Origin of the sequence: Microcoleus sp. w1-18aA5 (assembly GCF_036701705.1) — a bacterium.
In the GTDB taxonomy this organism is placed as follows: Bacteria; Cyanobacteriota; Cyanobacteriia; order Cyanobacteriales; family Microcoleaceae; genus Microcoleus.
Window position 1 is genome coordinate 1 of record NZ_JAUPTE010000046.1, and the last position, 26,467, is coordinate 26,467.

Annotated in this window: 25 protein-coding genes; 18 read left to right on the top strand and 7 right to left on the bottom strand. The window is 46.1% G+C overall.

From position 1 onward, the window contains the following. Positions 1-649 precede the first annotated feature (649 nt). From Q5691_RS17245 to Q5691_RS17260, 4 genes are read left to right on the top strand one after another with little or no spacing between them, the layout of a single operon-like run. Positions 650-919 carry a hypothetical protein gene (locus Q5691_RS17245; protein WP_190663726.1) on the top strand — a complete coding sequence of 90 codons (270 nt, stop codon included), beginning with the start codon at positions 650-652 and terminating at the stop codon, positions 917-919. Positions 920-942: 23 nt separating this feature from the next. After that, positions 943-1,614: an ABC transporter ATP-binding protein gene (locus Q5691_RS17250; RefSeq protein WP_333171476.1), complete on the top strand. Its 672-nt coding sequence runs from the start codon at positions 943-945 to the stop codon at positions 1,612-1,614. A gap of 59 nt (positions 1,615-1,673) precedes the next feature. Further along, positions 1,674-1,928 (top strand): hypothetical protein, encoded by a 255-nt coding sequence (locus Q5691_RS17255; RefSeq protein WP_333125018.1) that lies wholly within the window; start codon positions 1,674-1,676, stop codon positions 1,926-1,928. Further along, positions 1,925-2,236, top strand: a complete 312-nt coding sequence (locus Q5691_RS17260) for a type II toxin-antitoxin system RelE/ParE family toxin (RefSeq protein WP_333311490.1) — start codon at positions 1,925-1,927, stop codon at positions 2,234-2,236. The genes Q5691_RS17255 and Q5691_RS17260 overlap by 4 nt, the downstream gene beginning before the upstream one ends. An 80-nt stretch (positions 2,237-2,316) precedes the next feature. On the opposite strand, the gene Q5691_RS17265 is transcribed toward Q5691_RS17260, so the two are convergent. Next, positions 2,317-3,105: a DUF4058 family protein gene (locus Q5691_RS17265; protein ID WP_333311504.1), complete on the bottom strand. Its 789-nt coding sequence runs from the start codon at positions 3,103-3,105 to the stop codon at positions 2,317-2,319. A gap of 157 nt (positions 3,106-3,262) precedes the next feature. After that, positions 3,263-3,505 carry a hypothetical protein gene (locus Q5691_RS17270; RefSeq protein ID WP_333213321.1) on the bottom strand — a complete coding sequence of 81 codons (243 nt, stop codon included), beginning with the start codon at positions 3,503-3,505 and terminating at the stop codon, positions 3,263-3,265. A 133-nt stretch (positions 3,506-3,638) separates the two neighbouring features. Here Q5691_RS17270 and Q5691_RS17275 point away from each other — a divergent pair, with 133 nt between their 5' ends. Genes Q5691_RS17275 through Q5691_RS17285 form a run of 3 tightly spaced genes read left to right on the top strand, consistent with a single transcriptional unit; the run spans position 3,639 to position 4,317 of the window. Continuing rightward, a complete protein-coding gene (locus tag Q5691_RS17275) occupies positions 3,639-3,851 on the top strand; it encodes a helix-turn-helix transcriptional regulator (protein WP_333174585.1) in 213 nt (70 codons plus the stop codon). 20 nt (positions 3,852-3,871) lie between these two features. Further along, positions 3,872-4,084 (top strand): helix-turn-helix transcriptional regulator, encoded by a 213-nt coding sequence (locus tag Q5691_RS17280; RefSeq protein ID WP_333213320.1) that lies wholly within the window; start codon positions 3,872-3,874, stop codon positions 4,082-4,084. Between the two features lie 20 nt (positions 4,085-4,104). Next, positions 4,105-4,317 (top strand): helix-turn-helix transcriptional regulator, encoded by a 213-nt coding sequence (locus Q5691_RS17285; protein ID WP_333213319.1) that lies wholly within the window; start codon positions 4,105-4,107, stop codon positions 4,315-4,317. Positions 4,318-4,501: 184 nt separating this feature from the next. Here the strand turns inward: Q5691_RS17285 and Q5691_RS17290 are convergent, their stop codons facing one another. Beyond that, the gene (locus Q5691_RS17290) at positions 4,502-6,010 is read right to left on the bottom strand and encodes a UbiD family decarboxylase (protein ID WP_333345855.1); all 1,509 of its coding nucleotides are present in this window, start codon (positions 6,008-6,010) and stop codon (positions 4,502-4,504) included. A gap of 334 nt (positions 6,011-6,344) precedes the next feature. Between Q5691_RS17290 and pstS the strand changes: the two genes are divergently transcribed. The 8 genes from pstS (at position 6,345) to hppD (ending at position 15,803) form a co-directional block, all read left to right on the top strand. Next, positions 6,345-7,373 carry a phosphate ABC transporter substrate-binding protein PstS gene (pstS, locus tag Q5691_RS17295; RefSeq protein WP_333213317.1) on the top strand — a complete coding sequence of 343 codons (1,029 nt, stop codon included), beginning with the start codon at positions 6,345-6,347 and terminating at the stop codon, positions 7,371-7,373. 202 nt (positions 7,374-7,575) lie between these two features. After that, complete coding sequence (pstC, locus tag Q5691_RS17300) at positions 7,576-8,577, top strand: phosphate ABC transporter permease subunit PstC (protein ID WP_333345858.1); 1,002 nt, start codon at positions 7,576-7,578, stop codon at positions 8,575-8,577. Positions 8,578-8,659: 82 nt separating this feature from the next. Next, complete coding sequence (pstA, locus tag Q5691_RS17305; protein ID WP_333213315.1) at positions 8,660-9,640, top strand: phosphate ABC transporter permease PstA; 981 nt, start codon at positions 8,660-8,662, stop codon at positions 9,638-9,640. A gap of 56 nt (positions 9,641-9,696) precedes the next feature. Further along, positions 9,697-10,548, top strand: a complete 852-nt coding sequence (gene pstB / locus Q5691_RS17310; protein WP_333213314.1) for a phosphate ABC transporter ATP-binding protein PstB — start codon at positions 9,697-9,699, stop codon at positions 10,546-10,548. 170 nt (positions 10,549-10,718) lie between these two features. Further along, complete coding sequence (locus tag Q5691_RS17315) at positions 10,719-11,990, top strand: APC family permease (RefSeq protein ID WP_333345862.1); 1,272 nt, start codon at positions 10,719-10,721, stop codon at positions 11,988-11,990. A 42-nt stretch (positions 11,991-12,032) separates the two neighbouring features. After that, entirely contained in the window at positions 12,033-13,442 is a 1,410-nt protein-coding gene (locus tag Q5691_RS17320; RefSeq protein ID WP_333213312.1) for an NYN domain-containing protein, read from the top strand. Between the two features lie 184 nt (positions 13,443-13,626). Then, a complete protein-coding gene (locus tag Q5691_RS17325) occupies positions 13,627-14,334 on the top strand; it encodes an SDR family oxidoreductase (protein WP_333213311.1) in 708 nt (235 codons plus the stop codon). A gap of 407 nt (positions 14,335-14,741) precedes the next feature. Continuing rightward, positions 14,742-15,803, top strand: a complete 1,062-nt coding sequence (hppD, locus tag Q5691_RS17330) for a 4-hydroxyphenylpyruvate dioxygenase (protein ID WP_333345865.1) — start codon at positions 14,742-14,744, stop codon at positions 15,801-15,803. Between the two features lie 21 nt (positions 15,804-15,824). Here the strand turns inward: hppD and Q5691_RS17335 are convergent, their stop codons facing one another. Further along, on the bottom strand, positions 15,825-16,358 hold the full coding sequence (locus Q5691_RS17335) for a GNAT family N-acetyltransferase (protein WP_333213309.1): 534 nt from the start codon (positions 16,356-16,358) through the stop codon (positions 15,825-15,827). Beyond that, a complete protein-coding gene (locus Q5691_RS17340; protein ID WP_333311495.1) occupies positions 16,339-18,486 on the bottom strand; it encodes a diguanylate cyclase domain-containing protein in 2,148 nt (715 codons plus the stop codon). Before Q5691_RS17340 ends, Q5691_RS17335 begins: the two co-directional genes overlap by 20 nt. A gap of 478 nt (positions 18,487-18,964) precedes the next feature. Between Q5691_RS17340 and Q5691_RS17345 the strand changes: the two genes are divergently transcribed. Beyond that, positions 18,965-19,648 (top strand): HAD family hydrolase, encoded by a 684-nt coding sequence (locus Q5691_RS17345; protein ID WP_333345867.1) that lies wholly within the window; start codon positions 18,965-18,967, stop codon positions 19,646-19,648. Between the two features lie 220 nt (positions 19,649-19,868). Here the strand turns inward: Q5691_RS17345 and Q5691_RS17350 are convergent, their stop codons facing one another. Beyond that, positions 19,869-20,480, bottom strand: coding sequence for a CPP1-like family protein (locus Q5691_RS17350; protein WP_333085136.1), 612 nt, complete (start codon positions 20,478-20,480; stop codon positions 19,869-19,871). A 243-nt stretch (positions 20,481-20,723) separates the two neighbouring features. Beyond that, a complete protein-coding gene (gene pgeF / locus Q5691_RS17355) occupies positions 20,724-21,602 on the bottom strand; it encodes a peptidoglycan editing factor PgeF (protein ID WP_333345869.1) in 879 nt (292 codons plus the stop codon). Between the two features lie 570 nt (positions 21,603-22,172). Here pgeF and Q5691_RS17360 point away from each other — a divergent pair. Together Q5691_RS17360 and Q5691_RS17365 are read left to right on the top strand one after the other, a co-directional pair. Then, positions 22,173-23,933, top strand: a complete 1,761-nt coding sequence (locus tag Q5691_RS17360; protein ID WP_333311498.1) for a peptidoglycan DD-metalloendopeptidase family protein — start codon at positions 22,173-22,175, stop codon at positions 23,931-23,933. Between the two features lie 74 nt (positions 23,934-24,007). Next, positions 24,008-26,380, top strand: coding sequence for a hypothetical protein (locus Q5691_RS17365; RefSeq protein WP_333345872.1), 2,373 nt, complete (start codon positions 24,008-24,010; stop codon positions 26,378-26,380). The last annotated feature ends 87 nt before the right edge of the window (positions 26,381-26,467 follow it).

Below are 26,467 nucleotides of genomic sequence, written 5' to 3' on the forward strand. Positions count from 1 at the left end.
GATCGCGTTTGAGCCAGTCGTCGAGGACATCAAATATGCCTCTTTCGGTCTGGGCGCGTCCGACTGCGATTGTCATTTACGCAAATCTCCAAATGGATATAATTACAACGGATCTGTCTCTAGTCATGAGTCTTCCACCGTTGCCTCTGCTTAGCAGAAAACAAGTTGGATTATGAACAGACTTTACTTTTCTTTACCGTATTGACGATTATAGAGGTAATTCTTTACAAGAGCAAGTTTTTCTTAAAAAACTTTTGGGTCTTGACTTGTGACCGAAAGCATCCAGGATACAAGCCCCCGGATTCATTCCGAAAGCAGACTCAGGACCCAGAAAGAAAAAACCTGTATCGGATAAAGGAGCCCCCGAATTTATCCGTGGGGTCAATGGTTCAAATCTAAAATCTAAAATCTAAAATCTAAAATCGATTGACTTGTGCGAAGTCCCCGAATCCCTCGAAGTCTCCAAAGTCTTTGCCCTGCATTTGGGAAATTCTACTATATAGGAGCCTCTGCGCTTTGCGTCAGAAGCCCGGTGGCTTGGTAGATGTATCGCCCTCAACCTCTGATTTTTCTAAGAAACTGGGTTTCCGTGGGTAAGTCCTATATATATACTGAGGATAGAGCTCCAAACTTAGGTTTTTAAGACTATATGTTCAGCATTGACATCATTGTGAAAAATACGCCCGTCTCGCTGTCGGTGCAGCGGAAGTTGGAGGAAGACGCTGAGACTGTTTACCAGCAGGTACTGGCGGCGATTCGCAACTCCCAACCGCAAATTTTGGAACTCACCTGCGAGAAAAACCCTGAGAAAAAGGTGGCTGTACTCAGCAGCGAGATTTCTGGGGTGGTGGTTTCTCAGAAATCGGGGGCGTCATCTACAGGCAGATCCCCTGGCTTTGTCTCGATGACAGCAGAATGAGGGCTGGGGGTGTTGGTGCCGATATGAGCCAATCAGCCGTTGCTGTGCGGGATTTGGGTTTTTGCTGGCCGTCGGGCGATCGAGTGTTGCAAGGTTGCTCTCTGGATGTACCCAAGGGCGAGTTTTGGATGCTTTTGGGCACTAACGGCAGCGGCAAGTCTACGCTGTTGAGGCTGATGGCTGGGCTGCTGCACCCCCAGTCGGGGGAAATTGACCTGAGTGGGCGGGTGGGGTTTGTGTTCCAAAACCCCGATCACCAATTGGTTATGCCGACGGTGGGTGCGGATGTGGCTTTTGGTTTGGTGGAGGAAAAGCTTTCTAACGTTCAGGTGCGGGAGAGGGTGGCGGAGGCTTTGGAGGCTGTGAATTTGCTGGATTTGCAGCGGCGGCCGATTTATGCTTTGAGTGGGGGCCAGAAGCAGCGAATTGCTCTTGCTGGGGCGATCGCCCGTCACTGCGAAATTCTGCTGTTGGATGAACCGACGGCTTTGTTAGATCCGGATTCTCAGTTGGATTTGGTGGCGGCGGTGCAGCGGTTGGTGAAAAATCGCGGGATTACGGCTTTGTGGGTGACTCACCGTTTGGATGAGTTGAATTATTGTGATGGGGCTTTTTTGTTGGAAAAGGGCCAAGTTGTCGATCGGGGAGATCCGGCACGTTTGAAGCAGCGGTTGATGCAAAGCCAAGATGTTTAGCTGTTAAGTGGCGGACGTAAAATAGCTGTAGAAGTCAAAGAGTCGCTAGGAGCAAAAAAATGACCGTTGAAGAAGCCATCATCGATAAGGTGCGGGTGCTGCCACCTGAAAAGCAACAAGAGGTATTAGCGTTCATCGAGTTTTTGGATTCGGATGAGTGGGAGCATATCTATAAAGGGCGGTTTAAGGAACTCCAGCAAGAAGTTCAGATCGGAATTGATGCGGCGGATCGAGGAGATGTCATTGATGCTGACGTGATGTTTCAAAGGTTGCGGGACAAACTACGGCAGCAGCAAGCTCAGGTAGGTCAATGAGCCATGTTTGCAGGTTTACAGTTCCCGCCAGTCGAGATATCGAAGCGATCATTGACTATGTGGCTGATAACAGCAGCTTTGATGCTGCGGAACGGTTGCTCAATAGAATTAACGATCGGTGCAAGAGGTTGGCAAGCTTTCCCAGTATGGGACGGAAGCGGGATGAGCTGGCTCCCAAGGTGCGAAGTTTCCCGATCGATGATTACCTAATTTTCTATCGTGCTATTGAGGAAGGTATTGAAGTTTTGCGAGTCGTCAGCGGTTATCGGGATTTACGGGTTTTATTCTCACAATCTGATGAGGATTGACCGTGTAAGTGAGTAGCCATGAAGCATTGGAAGGTGAAGAGCTTCAAGATCAGGTAGCAGCGTGCCAGCTTGATACCAAATTAATCTCGCAATCCTCGATCGCGCAACCAAGCATCTGCCCAAAGTGTATCGGCTTCTGACAGCGGTGGTATGACTTCCCAGTTGCGATAATCTATCTTCAGGTCGTAACTTGCTATGTCGTAAATTTGAGTGAATAATTCCTGCAAATTGATGACAGGTTCAGTATCACCCGATCGCAGCGGCAGAGGAAAGGCAGGCAGCGGGTTCTGCACGTTAAAAGCGTACAAATCTGCTCTGGGACGGCGATTTCCCCGACACACGAGAACGCTATAGTGGCTTTCAATGTCATTGCCAATAACTGGCATTTTTTGACCGCGCCGCAATAAATCTATTTCAATTAAATGAGTGCGACTGGATAAAATTTCTTCTCGCTTTTCTTCGTACATTTGTCGTCCTTTTCCTGGGCGCTTATTGCTAGGCGAGAGGATTTCAATCAGGGTGATTAATTCTTGGTTTCCTCTTTCTCTAATTTCTAAATAGCCTTCCCGAACCTGGTAGGGCATGGGAATATTTACTGTCAAGGGTTGTGTGGGTGGCGCTGCAACGGCTACGTTTGATGTGATTAATTCGGTTGTAGTTCTGGGCTGAATTACGTTTACATCAGGAATGCCAATTGATAAATTGTCGTCAGCGGTTTCATAGATTCTCACTTCCAACGAGACTAAATACTTAGGACGCAGTTGGGGAGACAAAAATCTAAAAATTTCACTAATTAACAAGTGATGTAGGGCAGGCCAGAGTTCAGGATGCTCTAAATACGGGTCCATACCGGGAAAGGGAGATGGCATTGATGTGACTCCTTGACTCAAATCTATTTCTAGTTTAGTTGAATATTTGTGGAACAGGCATCTTGCCTGTTTCTTGGGCGGGCAATATGCCCACCCCACAACATATTTTAATGTTTGTGGAACCGGCATCTTATCTGTTGTTCGCACTGTTCAACGCTTAAACTTCGATCGACAATTGCATCGGAATTGACACGCTGTTTTCATCCAACACAGACACCGCATTTACGAACACAATTGTATGCGGGACTGCGGGCATTAAGTGGCGCAGTGCATTTAGGTAAGATTCGGCATCGGGGCGGCGGGCGAAACGGGCGACTGTTAACCGCTGACAGTTGGGGAGGTGGCGAATTAGATGCCAAGGTTGAAGTCGATCGCGATAAGTCGATTGTTTTGGTATCATAGGAAAATCCTTCCCACTTTTGTGGGTGGTTGAAGAAAGGCGATCGCTCTAGATTTCTCAGGTCACGGGGCGATCGCTGTTAACTGTATAAATAATCATTGAATTACGAGTAGTCGTAATTGTCAAGGGCGGAATGGGACGAATTAGACTGCGAGTTCGAGAACTCGCTCAAGAGAAGGGTTGGACTCTCAGGGAAGTCTCCAACAGAACGGGTATTCCATACACTACGATCGCCACCTATGCCAGTTCTCCAGGTATGGCAACTGTTGACTACACGGCTTTGGACAAGATGGCTCGTGCTTTTGAGATTGCGATCGAGGATTTAGTGGAAATTCTGGAACAGTAAACTGATTTATCAGCGGCAAGATGGGGCTAATTCGTTTGCGGGTTCGAGAACTAGCTGAGGAGAAGGGTTGGACGCTGAAAGAAGTCTCTGACAGAACGGGAATTCCCTACAGCACGGTTAAAAAATACGCCCAAGCTCCCAAAATGGCAACGGTAGACTATACGGCTTTGCAAAAACTTGCTGCTGTCTTCGATTTGATGATCGAAGATTTGGTTGAGGTTTTGGAACGGTAAACTGATTTGTCAGCGGGAAGATGGGTCTAATTCGATTGCGGGTTCGAGAACTAGCCGAAGAGAAGGGTTGGACATTAAAAGAAGTTTCTGAGCGATCGGGCATTCCTGACAGTACGGTTAGAAGCTATGCCCATTCTCCCAAGCTGGCAACTGTAGATTATACGGATTTGAACAAAATGGCTCGCGTGTTTGATATTGTGATCGAAGATTTAGTTGAGATTTTGGAACAGTAAAGAAAAAATAATGCTCGTGAAGACTCAAAGAGAGTTGATGGTCTAAGGACATAATAATGTTGTGTTTCTAGTATTTTACTCAAAAAAACCAGGACACAACATTGTTGTGTCCCTACTGTATTGTCAGCAATTGAGAAATTGTATTTTACTCAAAAAAGCCAGGAGACAACATTGTTTCGCTTCCCTACCTCATCTCATATCCAAACAAATTCGGATCGACTTCTCCCAAATTCAAATCTGCCAAACCATACTCAGCCCAACGCCTTTCGACCATCGCCGCCACATCCGGATCGGACTCCAAAACTTCCCCCCATTCGTGATCGGTTTCCGGCGGCATCTTCGTAGTAGCATCAATCCCCATTCTGCCTCCCAAACCAATCTTTTCACTGGCAAAATCTAACGTATCAAAGGGCGTATTCGGCAGAATAAATACATCCCGAACCGGATCGACTTTAGAACTAATTGCCCAAACTACTTGACGCGGGTCGCGAATGTTGATACTTTTATCGACAACAATCACAAACTTAGTGTAAGTAAACTGCGGTAATGCACTCCAAAATGCTAAAGCAGCCCTGCGCGCTTGACCGGGATATGCTTTATCAATCGAGATAATTGCGGCTTTATAACTCAGCGCTTCCATCGGTAAGAAGAAATCGACAATTTCCGATACTTGCTGCCGCAAAATAGGGGTATAAATACGGTTAAGCGCGATCGCCATCATTGCTTCTTCTTTCGGTGGCCGCCCGCTAAATGTCGTCAGATAAATCGGGTCTTTGCGGTGCGTCATGCAGTGGAACCGCACCAACGGCGAATCTTCCACACCGCCGTAATAACCCATGTGATCCCCGAAGGGCCCGTCGGGCAGAACTTCCCCCGGCGTAATCGTTCCTTCTAACACGATTTCCGAGTCCGCCGGTACTTCCAAATCTACGGTTTTGCACTTCGCCAATTGCACGCCGGAACCGCCGTAAAGTCCGGCAAATAACCATTCCGATAAATCTACAGGAATTGGCGTTGCTGCAGCGAGAATAATCAGGGGATCGACTCCAAGGGCGATCGCAACTTCCAACTTTTTACCAGCCTGCGCCGCTTTCCGCAAGTGCCGCGCCCCGCCCCGCACCGATAACCAGTGTACAGTCATCGTGTTTTTTGACTGCAACTGCAACCGATAAACCCCCACATTCGGCGTACCCGTTTCGCAATCTTTGGTAATTACCAAACCCAGGGTGATAATTTTGCCCGCATCTCCGGGATAAGGGCGAATCATCGGGATTTTGTTCAAATCCAGCCCTTCTCCCTCAAGTACCACTTGCTGACAAGCTGGGAAAAAGTCGCGGCCCGGTTTGGCTTTCACTACGTCAAACAACACTTTGCCGAATTCTATCGCTTGGGAAATCTTTTTCGGCGGTTTTGGCTGTTGCAGCATCCCCAGTTTTTTGCCGAGCTCTTCTAGTTCGTGAGGCTTTTCCATGTTCATCGCCCAGCAAACGCGCTCTTCCGTGCCCAACAGGTTAATGGCGACGGGGAATTCGGCCCCTTTGACGTTTTCAAACAGCAATCCAGGGCCGCCTTTTTGCAGCATTTGGTTGGAAATTTCGGCAATTTCGAGGTCGGAATCGACTAAGGCGCTAATCCGGCACAGTTGTCCCCGTTCTTCGAGTAGTTTTAGGAATCCCCGCAAGTCTCTAGCCATTGTTGTTAAAGAAATATTAAGTGCCCCTACTATTATGCGGCTATCGGGGGATGGAGTGCGGGGTGGGGGCGATCGGGCGATCGCTCAATAAATTTCTATTGTTATCGTTACTGTATGACTTGGTATTTCTCTGATTCATCAAAAATTGACTTTAGCTAATTTTTCTTTGCAATACTCTTAACCATAATTTAAACAAAGCTTATTCTATTGTTAGTTAATCTACTATTAACCAAAATTTAAAACAAGCTTATTCTATTAAAGCTCTTTCCTTGGGGGTTTCAGTCTATCCTATGGAGGAGATTTGCAAAGTCGGCTATTAAGGGAGAGGAGGAATATGAATTTTTTCACAGGACGTTGGCGACGTAGTTTTATAGTGACACTAGCAGCAGCAGCATTTTCGCTAAGTTTGATTAGTTCCGCTGTAGCTGCTGTTACCCTAAACGGTTCGGGAGCAACTTTCCCCAAACCTCTTTACGATCGCTACTTCTCTCAGATGAGAAGTGCAAATCAAATTACTGTAAACTACGAAGGAACTGGCAGCGGTGCTGGTATCAAAGCATTAATTGCAGGCACTGTTGATTTCGCAGGCAGTGATGCGCTGATGACTGCTGCACAAATCGCTGAGGTAAAGCGGGGTGTAATAGCTGTTCCCACGGCTGGCGGCGCTGTTGCAGTTGTTTACAACTTGCCCGGAGTGACGAATCTGAGGCTAAGTAATGATGCCATGAAAGGCATATTTGAAGGGAAGATTACTCGCTGGAATGATCCTAAAATAGCCGGAATTTCTGGACAAGCTAAAGGCTTGCCAAATACTGCGATTCGAGTAGCTGTACGGGCAGATAGCAGCGGTACTAGCTTTATTTTTGCTAATCACTTGCAGGCAACTGGTAGCACCATCAAAGCTGCCGCGCAACCGAAGTGGCCAGAAAACGCTGTCAGGGGTCAAGGGAACCCCGGCGTAGCTGCTTTGGTGAAAAATACAGCGGGTGCGATCGGCTACGTTCAAGATACTTTTGCTCGGCAAAACAATCTCCAAACAGCATTTATTCAAAATAAAGCTGGTCGGTTTGTAGATCCTAGCTTGGCCGAAGCAGAGAAAGCTTTCGCAGGGGAAACATTCCCCGCAGACTTCCGCTTAGTAGAAGGCAATCCTAACGACGGTTATCCCATTGTTGGTTTGACTTGGCTGTTAATCTACAAACAGTATCCTGCTGCGAAAGCAGAGGCTATTAAAAAGATGGTTAATTGGGTGATGACTACAGGTCAAGGTATCAACAAACAGCTAGAGTTTACTACAATTCCTTCAGCTACAGCTCAAAAGGTGGTTCAAGCAGTTAATCAGACTGTGATTGCCAGAGGTTAATTCCGGCGATCGCACGGGGTTATGAGTTGACGAGTTAAATGTATGACTCAAAATTCATAAATTATCAGGTTAATGTGCGCTAAATTTACTGTGTAAGGTACGCCCTGCGTACCTTACAAACCAGGTTCGCAGGGCGCACCCAGCCCATTATAATTCCTCGTCCTTTAAACAAATATTTCACTGTGTACGCACTAATTTCGGTATGACAAATATTTCAAAAAAACGGAATAAGTTGACTCGCAAACCGACAGTAATAAACACAGAAGTAGATTTGACAGATACTGCTGGTGAAGGTCTATGGATGGAGTCAGGATTTACACTATTTGTATGGGGTTTTGCCCTAGCGACAGCGAGCACGTTGTTTTGGATGAGTGCGGTAATTTTTAAAGATGCTTGGCCTGCTATTAGCCATTTTGGACTCTCCTTCTTGTGGAATCCTAAGTGGGATATCGGCGAATTGCAGTTTGGGGCTTTGCCGTTTATTTACGGTACTGTAATTAGTTCTGCGATCGCCATAATCATCGCACTTCCTTTAGGGCTGTCAGTAGCTATAGTGACTAGCGAGAACTTCTTACCCGTTTGGGTGCGATCGCCCTTGGGATTCATGGTTGAATTAATCTCGGCTATTCCCAGCGTGATAGTTGGGCTGTGGGGAATCTTTGTTTTGATTCCCTTTTTGTTGCCATTGCAGCAGTCCTTATTCGATAATTTCAGTTGGTTTCCCCTGTTCAGCAGCGAACCTTTAGGCCCCGGGATGCTGCCTGCAGGAATACTGTTATCAATTATGATTTTGCCCACAGTAGCCGCCATCAGCCGCGATGTATTGATGTCAGTTCCAGTAGATTTACGCAGTGCTTCCATGTCCCTCGGTGCCACCCGCTGGGAAACTATATTTAAGCTGTTATTACCAGCGGCTAGTTCAGGAATTATCGGGGCTACTATCTTGGCATTGGGACGCGCTTTAGGCGAAACAATGGCCGTCACAATGGTGATTGGCAACTCGATTCAAATTAACAAATCCCTGCTAGCTCCCAGCTACTCAATTCCTGCTGTTTTGGCAAGTCAATTTCGGGAAGCTCTCGAACCGCTGCACATCGGCGCTTTGATGTATTTAGCCTTAATTCTATTTGTCATCACTCTGTTGGTAAATGCGATCGCAGTATTGTTGGTTCAGCTAATCGGCGCCAAAAAAGCTAAAACTTAACATCATCGAAAGCAATTTGATCGCAACCCGCGCCGCCAGATTGCCCCGCTGGTTCAATCTAAAATCTCAAATCTCAAATCGCATGACTAAAGCACAAAATTCCAACAGTATTCTGGATGCAGAAATCAACAACCCCCTGTCGCTAAGTCGAACTTTTTTCAGTTGGGGAATGACAGTTATCGCTTTCGCTCTGACAGCTCTCGCCCTGCTCCCATTGTTTGCTATTTTATACAAAATATTGGGGGAAGGACTGACACATTTGAGCTGGGAAGTGCTAGTGTCTCTACCAGCACCCGTCGGAGTTGAAGACCAGCCCAACGGCTTTGCAAATGCGATTCTCGGCACTGCTTTAATGGTAGGAATTGCGACATTGATCAGCGTACCCATAGGCGTAATGACGGGAATATTTTTGTCGGAGTTTGGTATAGAAAACAAAGCGATAGCCAATAGTATTCGGTTTATCACCGTCATTCTCAGCAGCGTTCCCTCGATCGTAGTTGGCGTCTTTTCCTACGCCCTAATTGTCGTTACCACCAAAGCATTTTCATCCTTAGCAGGCGGTTTTGCCCTCGGCATCATCATGCTTCCAGTTGTTGCCCTGACAACAGAACAAGCATTAAAATTAGTGCCTACTTCTTACCGCCTCGCTTCTGCTGGTTTGGGAGGCGGACGCTTTCAAACTATGTTTCGCATTATCATACCCTCAGCACTTCCAACTATTACCACAGGTATTTTACTCGCTGCTTCCCGGGCCGCCGGCGAAACCGCACCGTTGATTGTAACGGCGTTGTCGAGTCAATTTTGGCCTCCTTTAGTTGATAAATTGGGCGAGATAATGCAGTCTCCCATAGGTGCAGAAACTATCTCAAAACTCAAAGAAATTCCCGAAACACTCCTGACTCCGACTCCTTCTATGTCAGTATTAATATATAGCTACGCCAGCTCTCCCTACAAAGAGCAGAACGAATTGGCGTGGACTGCTGCCTCTGTGCTTTTGGGCATGGTTTTGATTGCTAGCGTCGCATCCCGTACAGTAACTCGGAAACGCTTGCAAAACCGATAATTAAATAACTCAAGTGCATCTTTAAGTCCAATATTAACAATATAACGAGGCAAATAATGAAACCTAAAGCTAACTTGAAATCCGAAGACTATACACATCACTTCTTAGACGAGGCTACGCCGGAAATAGATCCCAATGCAATGCCAGCCCTGCGGGTTCAGGACTTAAGTTTTTATTACGGAACTCACAAAGTCTTAGAAAATTTATCGATGAATATCCCTCATCCGCAAATTACGGCTATTATTGGACCTTCAGGTTGCGGCAAATCTACCTTTCTCAAAGCTCTCAACCGGATTGGTGAATTGGAGGGAAAGGTTAAAATTAAAGGAAGAGTAGAGTTTTTTGGACAGGATATTTACAGCCCCAAAGTAAATATTAATAGTTTGCGACGCCAAATTGGGATGGTGTTTCAAAGACCGAATCCTTTTCCGCTGAGCATCTACGATAATATTGCTTACGGTGTGAGGATTTTTGGTCGCAAAAGCAAAGCAGAATTAGATGAAATTGTGGAATCTGCACTCAAAAGTGCGGCGCTTTGGAATGAAGTCAAAGACGATTTGAAGAAATGTGCTCAAGGGATTTCGGGGGGACAGCAGCAGCGACTTTGTATTGCTCGCGCTTTGGCTGTGAAGCCGAAAATTTTGCTAATGGATGAACCTTGTTCTGCTCTAGATCCGATTTCAACGATGAAGATTGAGGAGTTATTTCAGACTCTGCGGCAGCAGTTAACTGTTGTGATTGTGACGCACAATATGCAGCAGGCTGCTCGTGTTTCTGATTACACGGCATTTTTTAATACTGATGAAAGTCGCATCGGCCGCATGGTTGAATTTGGGCCGACAAGTAAGATTTTTACTTCTGCGGGCAATTCGAGTACGAGAGATTACATTCAAGGCCGTTTCGGTTAATACTTACATCTTGAACCTCTTTCAGAACAGGCAAGATGCCTGTTCCACAACAGACAAATATTTTTGTGGAGCAGGCATCTTGCCTGCTATAGTTATATCTTCAGAACAGGCAAGATGCCTGTTCCACAACAAACAAATATTTTTGTGCAGGCATCTTGCCTGCTATATTTATGTCTTCACCACTTCTGAAGCGAGAGTTGGGTATTTTCGGCGCAACTCTCATGGGCCTGGGATCAATCCTCGGTACCGGAGTATTTGTGAGTATCGGCATGGCTGCGGAAGTTGCTGGGCCAGGAGTGATTTTGGCTGTAGGTATTGCAGCTTTTGTTGCTGTTTGCAATGGCCTTAACAGCGCTCAATTAGCGGCAAATCATCCTGTTAGCGGTGGTACTTATGAATATGGCTACAAATATCTCAATCCTTGGCTGGGTTTCACGGCCGGCTGGATGTTTTTGTTGGCGAAAACGGCTTCTGCGGCTACTGCTGCTTTAGGTTTTGCGGGGTATTTTTTAAATGCAGTTGGTGTAGCCGATCGCACTTACCTGATCCTAACAGCTTTAGTCGCCCTCGCCGCCCTCACTTTAATTGTATTGACGGGAATTAGGCGATCGAATATTGCAAATACTGCCATAGTCTCAGTTACACTCCTATCCTTAGCGGTGTTTGTTGCTGTCGGTTTGCCAGAGGTAAGGTGGGAAATGGCCACCGTACAGAATGATAGCTCGATCGGCTCCATCTTCCAGGCTACCGCCCTGATGTTTGTCGCTTATAGCGGTTACGCCCGCATCACCACAATGAGCGAGGAAGTGCGGGAACCGAGGGAAACCATTCCCAAAGCCATAATTTTAACTTTGGTGCTGACAATGCTGCTTTACGTGGGAGTAGCATTAGTTGTCGCGGGCGCGGGGGGAGCCGATAAATTGTCTTTACAACCAGGGGGCACGACTGCACCCTTGGAAGTCATCGCCCGCAGTTTCCGAATGCCGGGAGTTTCTCAACTGCTAGCCGTCGGCGCAATTACCGCTATGTTGGGAGTTTTGCTGAACTTAATTTTAGGGCTGTCGCGCATCTGGCTGGCGATGGGGCGGCGCTTGGATATGCCGAGAGTCTTGGCGCGGTTGAATCCTTCGGGGACAACTCCCTACGTGGCTGTGGTGGTTGTCGAAGTTACGATCGCACTTTTAATCCTCGTCGGCGATGTCAAAACCACTTGGTCATTTAGCGCTTTTAGTGTTTTGATATACTACGCTATCACCAACCTCGCCGCGCTGCAACTTTCCCACGCCGAAAGGCTTTATCCGCAGTGGTTGGCTTGGGTGGGTTTGGGGAATTGTCTGTTTCTGGCTTTCTGGGTGGAGAGGGAAATTTGGCTGACAGGATTGGCACTGATTGCCGTCGGTTTAATTTGGCGGGCGATCGTCCGACTCCCGGCGAGAAACTAGAAGTGTGATAAATTGAAACAGCATCCCGCATTGTAGAGGGCCATGCCCGATCGAACTTCCGAGCTTGCGACTCAAGAATCTCCCGCATTCAGCGTCATCAGTCGCTATATAGCTCAAACCCTAATTACCATTCAGGAACAGCATCCCGAATGGATAACTGAAAAATACAGGAAAACCCCCTGGGCCAAACCTGATTTTCAGTCAGTTTTGATTGGAAAATTGGCAAAAAGTTTCAGCGTAGCCAGCGATACTGATTCCCTGCTGCTGACTGCAAAAAAATACCTACAAATTCTGCTGATTCCAGAATTCGTTAATTCACCTCAATTCAGCAAATTATGTGCCAAAATTCAGCAGCTAGCCCAATCTCAAACAGCACCACCTAAATCACAAAACTCGGTTTCGTCAAAGCCTCCCACTCCCACCACAAATCAAACAAATTCGCTTCCTATCGGCATTGCTATCTTGCTTCTAGATGTCGAAAACTTGCAACTCACCATCGAAACCGAAAAATTCCTAGAGGGAATTTGCCACTATCCCATCCAAATCAAAGTTGCCTTTGCCAACTGGCGCAGCATGGGCAAAAAAGATGCCGAATTTCACCAGCGCGGCTATCAACTAATTCACGTTCCCCCCGGCAAAGACAGCGCCGACTTAAAAATGGCTACAGTCGGCGCATCGATTTTCGTACATTATCCCACAGCCAAAGAGATTTTTGTCTGTTCGTCCGATCGCGCCCTCACTCACCTCAGCAATACACTGCAAGCCCACGGACTAACCGTATTTCAAGTCCGTAAACAAATAGATAAAATCATAGTTTTAAACAGCAAAACCGGACAAGTTGAAACTCATTCCCTTGTAACCATACCGGAAATTACACCTCTCGAAGAATTAGTTATTCAGCTCAAAGAATTAATCAAAAAAGAGCAGAAACGCACCTCAACTCAGTGGATAAAACTTTCCACTGTTTCAGCTTTATTTAGAGAAAATTACGGCTTAGTCCTCAATCAAGTTGTTGCCCATCATTTGCTCGGTACTAAGACCAGGGATATCTTTCTGAAATATCCCACCGATTTTGTCCTCCACAAACCCTCAGAAGCTTCTCAAACTTATGTCACTCTTTTTGAAGTGAGATTATCGCCCCCACCGCCAATACTTAACCAAGAAAATCTGAATAACCACCAGCCAGCACCTGCGACTTTGACCGATATTAATTCTCTGGAAGACTTGGAAAGAGCTCTGGTCAAAATAGTTGGCGACTTAACCGACAACTCTCCTGAAAATTCTGTATTTCTCTCCAATGTAGGCAGCGAATTTCACCGACAATACGGCAAACAAATTACCCAAATAATTAAAGATTTTAATCTGGGTAGGAAATTTACTAAATTTTTGCAATCCTGCGCTTCTCTCCAGCTAAAAAAAGCCGAAAAAGGCTGGCAAGTTTCCCTCAATTAATTAAAAATTAAAATATATAGCCATCCTAAATAATTTGTGAATTTCTTACTCCCTCCCCTTGATAAGAGGAGGGTTGGGGTGGGGTCAAAAATTTACGACTCCTGCAAGGATTGCTATATCAACATCCCCATTACTAGCAACTTGAGTTATCATACAATCTGGACGTAAAGAAATGTAAAGGGATATGCACGACAAAGTTGTGGTTGTGGTGGGTGCGACTGGCGGCATCGGTTCAGCAGTGGCCCGGAAACTTGCTGATGCGGGTGCGCGGCTAGTGCTCGCCGCCAGAGACAGCAGTAAATTAGACGCTTTAGCTAGCGAAATTTCGGCAACAGAGGTACTGTGCGTGCCCACAGATATCACCGATTTGCCACAAGTCGAGACTTTGATGCAGACAACTCTGGAACATTTCGGACAAATTGATGCCCTCATAAACGCCGCTGGTGCCGGAATTCTCAAGCAGTGGAACAAGTTAGAACCCGCTGATTTAGATGCAATGCTTGACTTAAACTTAAAAGGCAGTTTTTACACGTCTCAAGCAGCGGCGAATTTGATGAAAGAGCGCAAATCCGGCCACATTTGCAATGTCATCGGAATTTTGGGCAAGCATTCGATGGCGATGGGAACGGCTTACTGCGCTTCAAAGTTTGGGGTAGTTGGTTTCAGCAAGTGCATGGCAGATGAGCTGCGACGCTACGGCATTAAGTTTACGCTATTCTATTTTGGCGGGGTGGATTCTCCGTTTTGGGATAATGTGAGTTTGAAGGTAGACAGGTCAAAAATGCTGAGTACCGAAACTGCTGCCAATGCGATTATGTTTGCTCTTTCGGCTGACCCGCAAGCTGTGCCTATGGAGATTAATATTCAGCCGGAAAGTCATTTGTTCTTTTAGCTATTGAGGAATGATTTGAAGGCAGAACGCAGCGGAAGCTGAAGGCAAGAAAAATTATGATATTTTTAGGTTTGAGAACTTGTACAGCACTTAATTATGTAGGTGCACGGGCTGGCGCACCTTACCCCTATAATTCGCGCGTCAAACTATTTGTTTTTTGCGTAAGTCCTTTTGGCGAAGGCGTCGTGGCAAACCCAAGTTATCCCAGACACCGGGTGTCTTTTCTTTTAAGTGCTGACTTATTTCTGCCTTCAGAGGGAGCTAAGATATTCACTCTTTAGGTTATTATTAAGTGGGCGCTCAATAAAAAGTATGAAAAATATCCATTACTCAGTCTCTACCTTGCAATTTTGCCTTGAAAATCAGCAGATTTTCCATTTTTCAGTTTCCATTTTCAATTATTGATTATGGAGTTCGATCGCATTCAATTTTACGTTGAAAACGCTAAAGTATCCCGCGACTGGTTTGTCGGCAAGTTAGGCTTTCAATCAATAGCAAGTTATGCCAACAGCCACACTCACACTGAAGCTGTCAGCAGTGACAATGTATGTTTTGTTTTATCTTCGCCTCTGACACCCGCTAGTCCCGCTGCTAGTTGGTTGAAGTTTCATCCTCCAGGGATTGCCGATGTAGGTTTTCGGGTAAAAAATATTGAATTAGCGGTAGCTAGAGCGGCTGCTGAAGGCGCTAAAATCCTGGAACCGATTCAAGAAGACCTAAACGCAGGAGGCTATTTTAAGCGGGCAAAAATCGCAGGCTGGGGCGATTTAAGTCATACGCTCGTGGAGCGAATTGGCAGCCATTCACTGCTATCGGCTGCGGATAAGCTGCCGTTGTTTACCCGGATTGACCACGTAGTGTTAAATGTTGAATCTGGCGATTTGTCAAGTGCTGTTAGTTGGTATCAAAAAATATTAGGTTTTCAACCGCAGCAAAATTTTGATATTCAGACTGAGAAATCGGCTTTGCGGAGCCAAGTTATGGTGCACGCTGAAGGTGGGGTGCAATTCCCGATTAATGAACCGGCATCAGCTAATTCTCAAATTCAAGAGTTTTTGAGCGCAAATCGAGGGCCGGGAATTCAGCACATGGCTTTGCAAACTAATAATATTGTGGGTGTTGTTGCCGATTTGCGATCGTGTGGTTTGCCTTTTCTGCCAGTTCCTCCAACATACTACTCCGAATTACAGCAGCGGCAAGACTATTTGCCCGCAGATTGGCAAGCAATTGCAGCTTGTCAAGTTTTGGCAGATTGGCAAGATGATACTCCAGCAGCAATGCTGCTGCAAATATTTACCCAGCCAATTTTTGCAGAGCCGACTTTCTTTTTCGAGATTATTGAGCGCCGAGTTAGTTTAGTTAACGGCAAACAGGTGCAAGCTGGAGGTTTTGGTGCGGGGAATTTTAGAGCTTTATTTGAGGCAATTGAACGCGAACAAATGAAGAGGGGAAGTTTAATAGATGATTGACAAAAGCTTCCACTTTTTAGGTCATAAAGGCGTGTTAATCAGCACTGCGATATCTTTCCAACCATAGGCAATTTCTTTGAGTGCAACTCCTGCTCTAGTTGTTTCCTGTTCGTCTACTTTTTCACCTCCTAATAATTCATAAAACCTATAGGCTGAATTGTCTCCTAGTACCCAAACTAGCATGGAGTTCAAACTTAATTCTGCCAATTTTGTGGCAACTGTTCTCACGAGTTGCCGTCCAATTCCTTGACGCTGATATTCCTCCAAAATATAGATGGCAAATAATTCTCCTTTATATACATATTTGCCGGTGCGCTCGCAACCACCCGCAGCAAAACCCACAATTTCTCCTGATTCATTCTCAGCAACGCAGACAAAAACCCCAGTATTTTTGACGTTTGTCAGGGTTTCTTGCCAACGGCTTTCTGCTTTTTCATAGGACAGTTGCGCGAGGTAATCTGCTGGTACAATTTTTCGGTAAGCTGTTCGCCAAGTATCTAGATTCACCCGTGCGATTGCAGGTGCGTCAGCGATTTTAGCTTTTCTTACAATCATCAGAACATACTCCTTTCTGGCCCTGAAATTCTATTTTCAAGTCTAGGGCAACTATACGATCGCGTCCTTCTAGTTTAGCTCGATACAGCGCTCGATCGGCCTGTCCAATTAACTCCTCCACCGATAGACCAGCAGCAGGTACAGTAGTAGCGATCCCCATACTGAGAGTTATAAACTTACTTATCTTGGAAGCAGCATGAAAAATTTCCGCTGCTTTCAAATCGCTGCGAATTGCTTCAGCTACCCGCTTTGCTCCTTGCACATCAGTTCGCGACAAAATTACCGCAAATTCTTCGCCGCCGTAGCGGGCGGCTAAATCTCCTGCCCGCTGAGCGTTGCTAGCTAAAATCTCGGCTACTTGTTTTAAACATTCGTCGCCTCCTTGATGCCCGTAACGATCATTGTAAAGTTTGAAAAAATCGATATCGCACAAAATTAAAGACAGCGACTCTTTTTCTCGCTCCATCAACTGCCATTCTAACTCCAATTTTTTGTCAAAACAGCGGCGGTTGGGAATTTGAGTCAATCCATCCACCGCAGCGAGGCGCTGCAATTCCATGTTAGCTGCTTGTAATTCTAATTTGGCTTGCTCTAAAGCTAAATTTTGTCGAGCTAATTCTTCACTTTGGCGTTTTTCTTGTTCGTACAAAAATCGGATTGAAGCTTCAGCTTCTTGCAATTCTTGCTCTGCATATTTGCGCTTGACAAATTCTCCTAATTGAGAACTTACCACAGCTATGATCTGAAGTAAATCTTGATCCGGTGGCAGTTCTTCCCGGCAAAAAAAAGTCATTACTCCTACAACTTGGCTCCTAGCGTGAATGGGGAAACCGAATCCCGATCGCAGTCCCGCTTCCTCTGCCAAGCGCGATCGCACGAAACTGGGATCGCCCACAAGATCAGTAATCCACTGCGTAGAACCGCTTCTGGAAACCGCTCCCGGCAAACCCTCACCCGCAGCCAAAGTAATCTGCTGATCATTTTCGGCAAACTCCCTAACTTCCTCCGCAGCCTGCCAAACTGCCACCCGCTGCCAACAAGGAGTTTCCTCGATCGGACAACAAAGTGGCAGGCACCAAAGCGGATCTGTTTCAGATTTTATTTCCTCACCCAATCTAGTTTCTTTCTCCGCCTCTGCCGGCATCCAAAGTTCGCCAAAATCCCACCCAAAACTTTGGCAAATAGCTTGCAAAATTTTCGGACTTGCGCTATCTAGAGAAGTTGATTCTGACAGGATATGAGTAACAGCATACTGTGCTTCTTGACACTTTTTTATGCGTTGTTGTTTGGTAATGTCTTTGCCGATATAAACAAAATCTTGTATAACCTCGCTATCTCCATCCTTGCTTCCTGTGCTTGTCTCAAAATTAGAGCATGAAAACGCAACAATCAGCTTTAAACCTATTTTCGTTTGGCAAGCTACTTTTACTTGAGGCCAATATTGGCTTTTAAGTGCAGGAGGTAGCTGGCTGACTTTGCGTAACAATTCCTCCTCTGCTGTAATCAGGGATATGGATTGGCCGATTAATTCCGATTCGGTATACCCAAATAATTGCTGTGCAGCTTGATTCACTTTTTTGATTTGGCCCGATGTTCCTGTTACGAACAAAACATCCCCTAGGGAATTAATAATTTTGTCAATATAATCGCCAGCCGCAGCTAACTTATCGCCTTTAATACTTGTTTTATTGGCAGCCTGAAAGATAGTTGGCTGACCTCCAAGGCTATCTGTCACATCTTCACATAAAATAATCAATCTGTCAGCATTGGCTTGTCCCTTATAACCAAAAATGTACAAATCTAGATACAAATAAGATCCGTCTTTGAGAACTCGGCTAATTGATTTTAACTGACAATCTTGCTGTCGTTCTTCAATAATATCTTCAAGGATTCCTTCAATGCCGATTAGTTCAGGAAAACTATCGCGCACGTCTTTTCCTTCGCCTACTTCCTCATGAATGTAGGCAAAATCTTGCACTTTCAAAGATATTTCTTTAATCTTAAGTTCCCGATCGACTGTGAGGTACTCAATCCTGCGTAAGGATAACAGCTTATAAAGAAGAATATTAATACTTCTGGGGCTGCTCTCTACAGTTAATGTGGGAAGCATCTCGTTATTGTAGAGCATGTCTCTCAAAGGTTAGCCGGTAAAGTTAGTTGTTGTTTGGCTGCGATTTCTCATAGGAATTTTTATCCTGGCAAATGTCATCACCTGTTACCGCTGGCTAATTTATGCAAACAGTACACTTTGGATTCTCCAAGCAGTTTTTTGCTTATTTTAAAAATGGGGCCAAATATTAATTGAACCAATTTTTTTTGAGAAAACGAAGTCAAAATCAGCCTCGATTGAGGTTGAGATTTATGAACAATATGTAGCGGTTTACACTATTTGTGCGGCACATTTTAATTTTAAATTCCCCGATATGGCTGACAACCGCTCAAGTTGAGGAACAGCACAGTTTAATTCAAATGTTTGCTTTAATTAGCACCATTCCTATAGACCTTACCTCCCCTGGGTATTTGTGTCAATTTTTGTAAAGAAAGTGTTACCTTTAAATGATATAGTATCGAAGGATTTGTATAAAAGCTTAAAAATACTCTGCTAAATGCTGAGACTTATTACCGACTTTGACGGCCCGATTATGGACGTGTCCGATCGCTACTACCGAGTTTACCAGTATTGTCTCGCCGAGACTCAACGTGAGGGGCAACCAGTGCGGGAACTCCCCAAGGCAGAGTTTTGGGACATGAAGCGCGCGCGGGTTCCCGAAACCGAAATCGCCCTCCTCTCAGGATTAGACGCAGCCCAATCCCGCGATTTTGCCCAGAAACGCCGTCAAACAGTCCACACCCTACCCTACATGATTTACGATCGACCAGTTCCCACCGCTCTGGAGACTCTCGAAAAGGTGCAGCGCGCTGGAGTAGACTTAGCGGTGATGACCATGCGCCGCGTTAGGGAACTAGATGAAGCCTTCAACCGCTGCAATTTAGGGCATTTTTTCCCAGAAAACCGCCGCTATTGCCTCCCCAACGATTACGTTAAAACCGGGGATGTCAAAGATAAGCCCCTGCTGATGGCAAAAGCTCTTGCCGAACTGCCTCCGGCTTCTGACACTTGGATGGTTGGGGATACGGAGGCAGATATTATAGCAGCCAAGACGCACGGTGTCAAGGTAATTGGTGTTTTGTGCGGAATTCGCGATCGCACCCAACTAGAAATGCACCAACCGGATTTAATTGCTAACAATTTGAGCGAAGCAGTTGAGATTATTTTAGATAGTCAGTAGTCAGTAGTCAGTAGTCAGTAGTCAGTAGTCAGTAGTCAGTAGTCAGTAGTCAACAGTCATCAATCATTAGTCAACAGTCATTAGTTATTGGTAATTGTTAATTGGTAATTAGTAATTGGTAACAATCAACTAACTACTAACACCTAAAAACTACGAACCAACCAATAACAATTAACTAATAACAGTAATTAACTACTGCCAACTGTCAACTGACAACTGACTATCGCAGAAAACTGCTGACCAGCCACAGAATTAAAAACGTAAACAAAGCGATAAATTTCTCTGTTGTTATAAATGCCGGACTGACCAAAGAACCCAAAAATCCTCCCAGCAACAAGCCTATAACCAAGCCAGCCACAGTCAGCAGCACAGCCCGACCAAATTTTTGTTCCTTGCGATTAATAAAATAAAGACAAGAGCCGACCCCAAGAGCCAAAGTCAACTGTAGTAAACCATCATTAGCCGCCGGATAAATACTCAGTCCGCCTAACCCCACATACACCCCAGCCGGCCACAAAATGTCCGATCGACTAGGAGTATCGATCAGCCGCTGCAACCAAGCTGGGCTGCCACTAGGAGGAGAGGGAGTAAAGCTTGGGGGTGGGGGAGTCAGCCGCTCGGGAAAGCGGATGCGCTCGGGCACTTTAATTTTACCTTCCTGTCGCTGCCGCAGGCGATCCATAAGGATCGCATCGTAAGCTGCTTCGAGCAATTCCAAACGTTTCTTGTCACCGCTGTACTGCTCAGCTAGGCGCGTGCGGGCCTCTTGCACTTCATCAAAGGAAGCATCTTCATCGACTTCAAGAAGTTGATAGGGAGTTGGCTCACTCATGGTAATAACCCGCTGAAGACTCTCGTTATAGAGCAATCTTAACAAGAGAGGAAAGCGGGGCGGGAGCTCTGCCGCTTTCCCAAAAGTTTTGCTGCTAGTTTTTGGTGCTTTAAAACAGGAACCAGCAAACCTTACGAAAATAGAAACTAGAAGGCATTTGGCATTCGTAAATAAAAAATAATGAATCCAAAGATTGTTATTTTTATCTTGGCCGTCTAAAATTTTACCTTCTGCCAAATGCCATCAGAAGGGACTTGTCCTGCTGGAACTCACAATTCCCGACCACTGGACTTTTTTAAGTCGATCGCGGCGGTAGGAAAAAAAGCGAGCCGAGTCAGAATAAGTACAGAAAGGAGCGATCGCCACTTGAGAAAGATCGATTCCCAACTGCTGCAATTGCAGAGCATTGCAGAGGCGAACATCCAAGCGTACTTTTCCCGGTTCTGGATCGGCTAAGACAGGCGTTTCCGGCAGTTGATGCAAAAACTCGCAGATGCCGTCTGCTGTCGCACTAACGGCACTCTTAGGAGCAATGGTGGCTCCCAGTTCCGCTGCTACTTCCACAGATACCTGGTAAACCTCTCCAGCGATCGCCGGCCCCATAGCAATCTTCAGATTTTCTAGTTGACTGCCTTGTGCCACAAGTTGAGCGATCGCCTCTGGTAATATCTTAGCAGCAGTCCCGCGCCAACCCGCGTGAACTGCCGCAACCAGTCCCGTGCGATCGTCAGCAATTAGCACCGGCACACAGTCAGCCGAGCAAACCCACAGCGCCTCCAATTCTCGATGGGCAACCAAGCCATCAGCCTCAGCATAGCTTGGGGCAGCGGTTTCCGGTTTCTGAGCCACAACCGGTGACAACTCAGTGGTTTTGAGTACCGCATTGCCGTGTACCTGTTGAAGTCGGTAAACCTTAGCTCCAGGTTCGAGAACTTCCGTCAGCTCAATCGGCCCCTGGGGCGAGAAATCGCGAGTAAAAAAGCCGTGAGACCAGCGAGAAAGCAAGCTACAAGTCAGATAGGGCAAGCCTTCAGAACTCTGCCAGTCCCAACTGATACCGTCAGGCTGTCCGAAGCACTCAGAGTTTGGAACATTTGTCAAGCGATCGCCAGCTACAGTCATGAAACCTATCCTTACCCAAGCGAATCATTTAGCTTGTATTCTAAACAATCAAAAATTTTGTCCGCGAATTTTAAAAGCAGGGCCAGCTTTCAGGAAAAAATCGCAATGAGTAGGCGGTTTTAGAACAACTCACATTTTGCAGCCTTCTCGCTTACCAGGCTTTCCGGCTTGTTCCACAAAGAGTAGATTTTCCTGTGGGGAGTAGGGGGTTGGGCAGGAGAGTCCGCCCTGAAAAGATTATTGAGAATGGTGCAATATTTCAGGACGACCGACAGCGCAGAAATTTTGCAGAATCTGACAAATATAGGCAACTAATTAACATAGACGAACGCCAAAGCGCTATCATCAGTGTGGCCCTAAGACACTTTTACGCAAGTGCCATCAGGATCAAAAAAACCGGATATCGATCGCAAGTGAATGCGTAAGGCATTTGAGCTTGTTCTATGTGCAAAAAAAATTGCCTCAAGCCCGGTAAAATCAGTTAGGCCTGTATATAAAGACAAGGATTGCCATACATTCGATCCTGACTTCGAGATCCTTGTGCCCCCTGTTGAGTTGGGAAAAAAAATCGTGAAACCAGTTCCAGACAAGCAAATAACAGCCCCTTTGAACACCAAACAGCAAAAAAAGAACCCTACAGGCGCCCGGACTCGATCGCGCCTTTTGTCCGATCGCTCACTGCTGGTGGGACTGGGTTGCCTTGCCAGTCTGGGACTGCTCAGCAAAGGTTTAGTTTGGGCCCAAGCCGAAACTCCGCCAGCAGAACAAGCCGTCCCCGGCGCAGCAGAACTCCAGCCATTATTTGAAGCTCCTCTCCCGCCCCCGGAACCCGAATACAGCCAAGGGTCGCCAGAACCCTACCCTGAACCGCAGGCAGAAGTTCCACCATCGGAGCCTTTCGATGCCGCACCGGCCTGGGAGCCGGAGTACGCCAGCGAACCACCTCCCACCCAATATTATCTGCCGGAGCCCGCGCTGATTCCCCTGCCAGAAGCGACGGCCCAGGAGCCGCCTTTTGAAGCGCCAGTTAACCCAGCCCACGCTGAAATCGATCAAACAGACTACAGCGTTGGCGCTACCAGCGAGTACGAAGCTCCAACCAGAATAGAGTTTGCAGAACGATCGACTGGGTGCGAAGGAGAAGGCGGTTTGTGCGCGCCTCCTCCTGTTTCCGAGCCGGTGACGGCAGATGCAGGAGAACCCAACTACAGACAGGAACCTCCGATCGCAGACGACGGCTATATTGCAGCCCCTCCTCCTCGAAATCTGCCAGAAAGCCTTCCGGGCGAGGTTCGGGGAACTGTTGCCGGAAATAGTAGCGGAAATCCTGTGAGTAAACTCGGTCAAGCCGTTCAACAAATAGGCAGCCAGGTTTGGGGGGGTTCAAACCCGCCGGAATCAGCTTACGCACCCCCGCGCTACTCGGCTAACGCTGGATACTCCGCAGACACCGGCTACTCGGCTAACATCGGCTACTCCGCAGACACTGGGTACTCAGCAGACGCTGCGTATTATGCCGGATCTGCATCTTACGGCGGCGGCCCTCCAGCGCCCAGCATGGGACTCGGGCCGGTTCAAGTCGGTGCCGTTAGTGTCAGCAGCGGCAGCAATACCGGTTTTGCTTACTACAATCTCACGCCACGTCCCGCAGGCTTGCCCGGAAATGGCAACACCAGCTTGCTGTTTCCGCTATCTATTGCTTCGGCCATTACTTCGCCCTTTGGGTGGCGGACTCATCCAGTTATGGGCTACGGCAGGTTTCACACCGGAACTGACTTGGGAGCCCCAATGGGAACGCCTGTACTGGCAGCCTATGCCGGTCAAGTGGCGATCGCCGATTGGTTGGGCGGCTACGGTTTGACGGTAGTTCTCAACCACAACAAAAACTCTCAGGAAACTCTCTACGCCCACCTTTCGGAACTGTTTGTGAAACCGGGAGAGTTCGTGAAACAGGGAGAGACGATCGGCCGCGTCGGGAGTACGGGAATGTCTACAGGGCCTCACCTCCACTTCGAGGTGCGGCAAATGACTGACCAGGGTTGGGTGGCGATCGATCCGGGTTCTCAGCTAGAATTCGCTCTGGCAAAAATGATCGGTAGTTTGGAAACCGCCAAAGTACCGCAAATGCCGAAAATGGTGGAAATACAAACCGCCAGCGGACTCAAGGATTTGGAAAACGATCTGCCCCAGCTTCCACCTCTGCCGCTGGGCATGGACATCGAAGTTCACAACCTCCAGCCGCCATTCCCGGAACTGTTAAAAGCTGACACTTCTAAGCCCAAAGATACTGAAGCAGTCAAACCCAAACCTCAGAAGCAAGCTAACAGGTAAAAATTGGGGATTGCCTAGATTAATTTTCTTGTGGAACGGTCGAAAAGCCCACCCCACAAGAAAATTTATGTTTTGTGCAACGAGCTCGCGTGTTCGTTACTTTTCCTCGTTACCAGGCTCTTTCGGGTAACGAGGAAAAACTGATAAAAAATGGTAACTTGCAGCTTATGCTAATAGCGCAGCATTTGTGGGAATTAATTTTATTTCTGATTATTCTAGTCGGCCCGATTCCCTTAAGCTTGTCTCTTGTCTTCGAGAATCAGAAAGAAAACAATAACTATTCATTTCCCCATTTTCTCCTCGTACTCGTGACGGGATGGAGCATTGCACAAGTTTGTATCGGCTTGATTTTAGGAAGTGCCGATCGACTAAATATTACTGCGGTGATTATAGCAGAAATTCTGATTTGTGCGATCGGCTTAATTCTGATTTATGCCAAAAACCACAAAACTTTTACCTTCTCGCAGTGGCAGATTCCCCAACTCAAGCAACCTTTGGGCTACTCAGAATCCCTAATTATTGTTGCCACCGCTGTTGTAGCAGTTGTGCTGTTGGAAACTCTAGCAAGCAAACCCACAACCAATTATGACTCATTGTGGTTTCACCTACCTGCGATCGCCCGATGGTATCAAACCAATTCATTGACATTATTAGATGCTGCTGGAAATTGGATTTTTGAGCAAGAACAAGCTAGAGTATATCCCTACAATTGGCACGTTTTATCTGCTTTGTGTGTGCTTCCCTTCGGAGAAGATTTTCTAGCAGCTTTTCCTATGCTAATTGCGTGGCTACTTGAGGGAATTGCCGTCTATCTATTAAGCGTAAAATTTGGAGCAACCCGACTTCACGGTATGGCAGCAGCATCTTTAGTATTGACAGTACCGATGATGCTCAACCAAGTTAACACCCTTCAGCCAGACTTACCGCTAGCTGCAATATTTACAGTGGGTTTATATTTTGGTTTATCCTATCATAGCAGCAGAGCGCAATCTGAACTATCCCTATTTTTGGCAGCCGTAGGAATGCTAGCCGGAATAAAAATCACTGGCATAGTCTATGCAGCCTCACTTTTAGGAGGATTAGCAATATTAGAAATTAAAAGATTCGCGGTTAATAAAAAATCTACATCAGCTAAATTTAAAATTCGCCACTTTCTCAAACCAGTCTTGCTGTGGGGCGTAGCTTGTTGCTTACTTTTAGGAGGTTTTTGGTATGCGAGAAACTTGCTGCAAATCAATTATCCTGTCAGCGAAGTCGGCGATATTAAAGTTCCCTTAGAGCCTGTTCCCTTACCGTCTCCCTTACCGGCACCAACACCTCCGGTACAGCAGCCACCCGCTTCGCCACTTCTAAAGATTTGGCAAAGCACTTTAGCAGCTCAATTTAATCCCAGCAATATTTCCCACTGGCAAACTGTCGGCTTACAAATTATCATTAGATTGCAACTGCCCTTTCTGGCGATCGCGCTTCAGATATTGGCAGCGCCTCTGGCTTTTATCCAGGGTAAAACCAGAATAATTAATCAAAATAATATTATTTTAATTATACTTCTCGCCAGCACAGGAATTCTGTATATAATTACACCTTACACCTCCGGTACTGCCGGAGAGTCGATCGGTCAACTCAGCCCTATACTCGGTTTTAACCTCAGATACGGATTTCCCTTTTTAAGCGTACTCGCCATCGCCGCAGCAGCTACAGCAACTTTCTTGAAAACTCCAAATCTAGTTGTTCTGGTAGTGGTTTTCTTTAGTGGTTTGTTCGGAATTATTAGCAACACAATTTTTGATTATATTAAAAATGCTTCTTTCACCGGAGATAGTATTGTTTGGGGGAGTTTGTTGATTGACAATTTTAAGTCTAACCCCATAGAAGCTATTAATAATATCGGAAAAATATTACGCCCCAGTTGGCAATATATATTACCATATCCAATATTTTATATTTTGTCACTGACTCTGGCTGCGATATGGTTAAAAATCAATCCGGCATTAGGATGGCTAAATCATCTATTTCCTACCCGCAAAAAATCGATTTACCTAGTAATAATTGGTGTCTGTATAGGATTGATAGTAATTGGTCATTGGAGGGAAAAGCGAGATATTGCACGTACCGAACTGTATCGTGGTATTTACGAATATATTGATAAAAATACAGTACCCGATGAAAGAATAGGCTTCTTTTTAAGTTCGCGCAGCTACCTGTTTTACGGGAGAAATTTGGACAGACAAGTTTTATATGTACCATTTAGAGCCGATCGACTTTCGGCATGGATTGACAACCTGCGGCAAAATAAAATTAGGACTGTGGGATTCGGGCCCCTGACTGAGACAAACGCAGCTACCAGAAAAGCTTTATCTTGGCTGACAAGTGCCCAAGGCCCGCTGCAACCCGTTTTCGGTAAAGATTTTAATACTGAGTCGGTGCTATATCGCTTGAAAAATTAAAAGTTATTAGTTACCAAAAAGAATTGGTTTAAAGCCCCAAGCATAAGCGGGGGAAATTAAAAGAAGGCTATTCATTACTCCAATCCT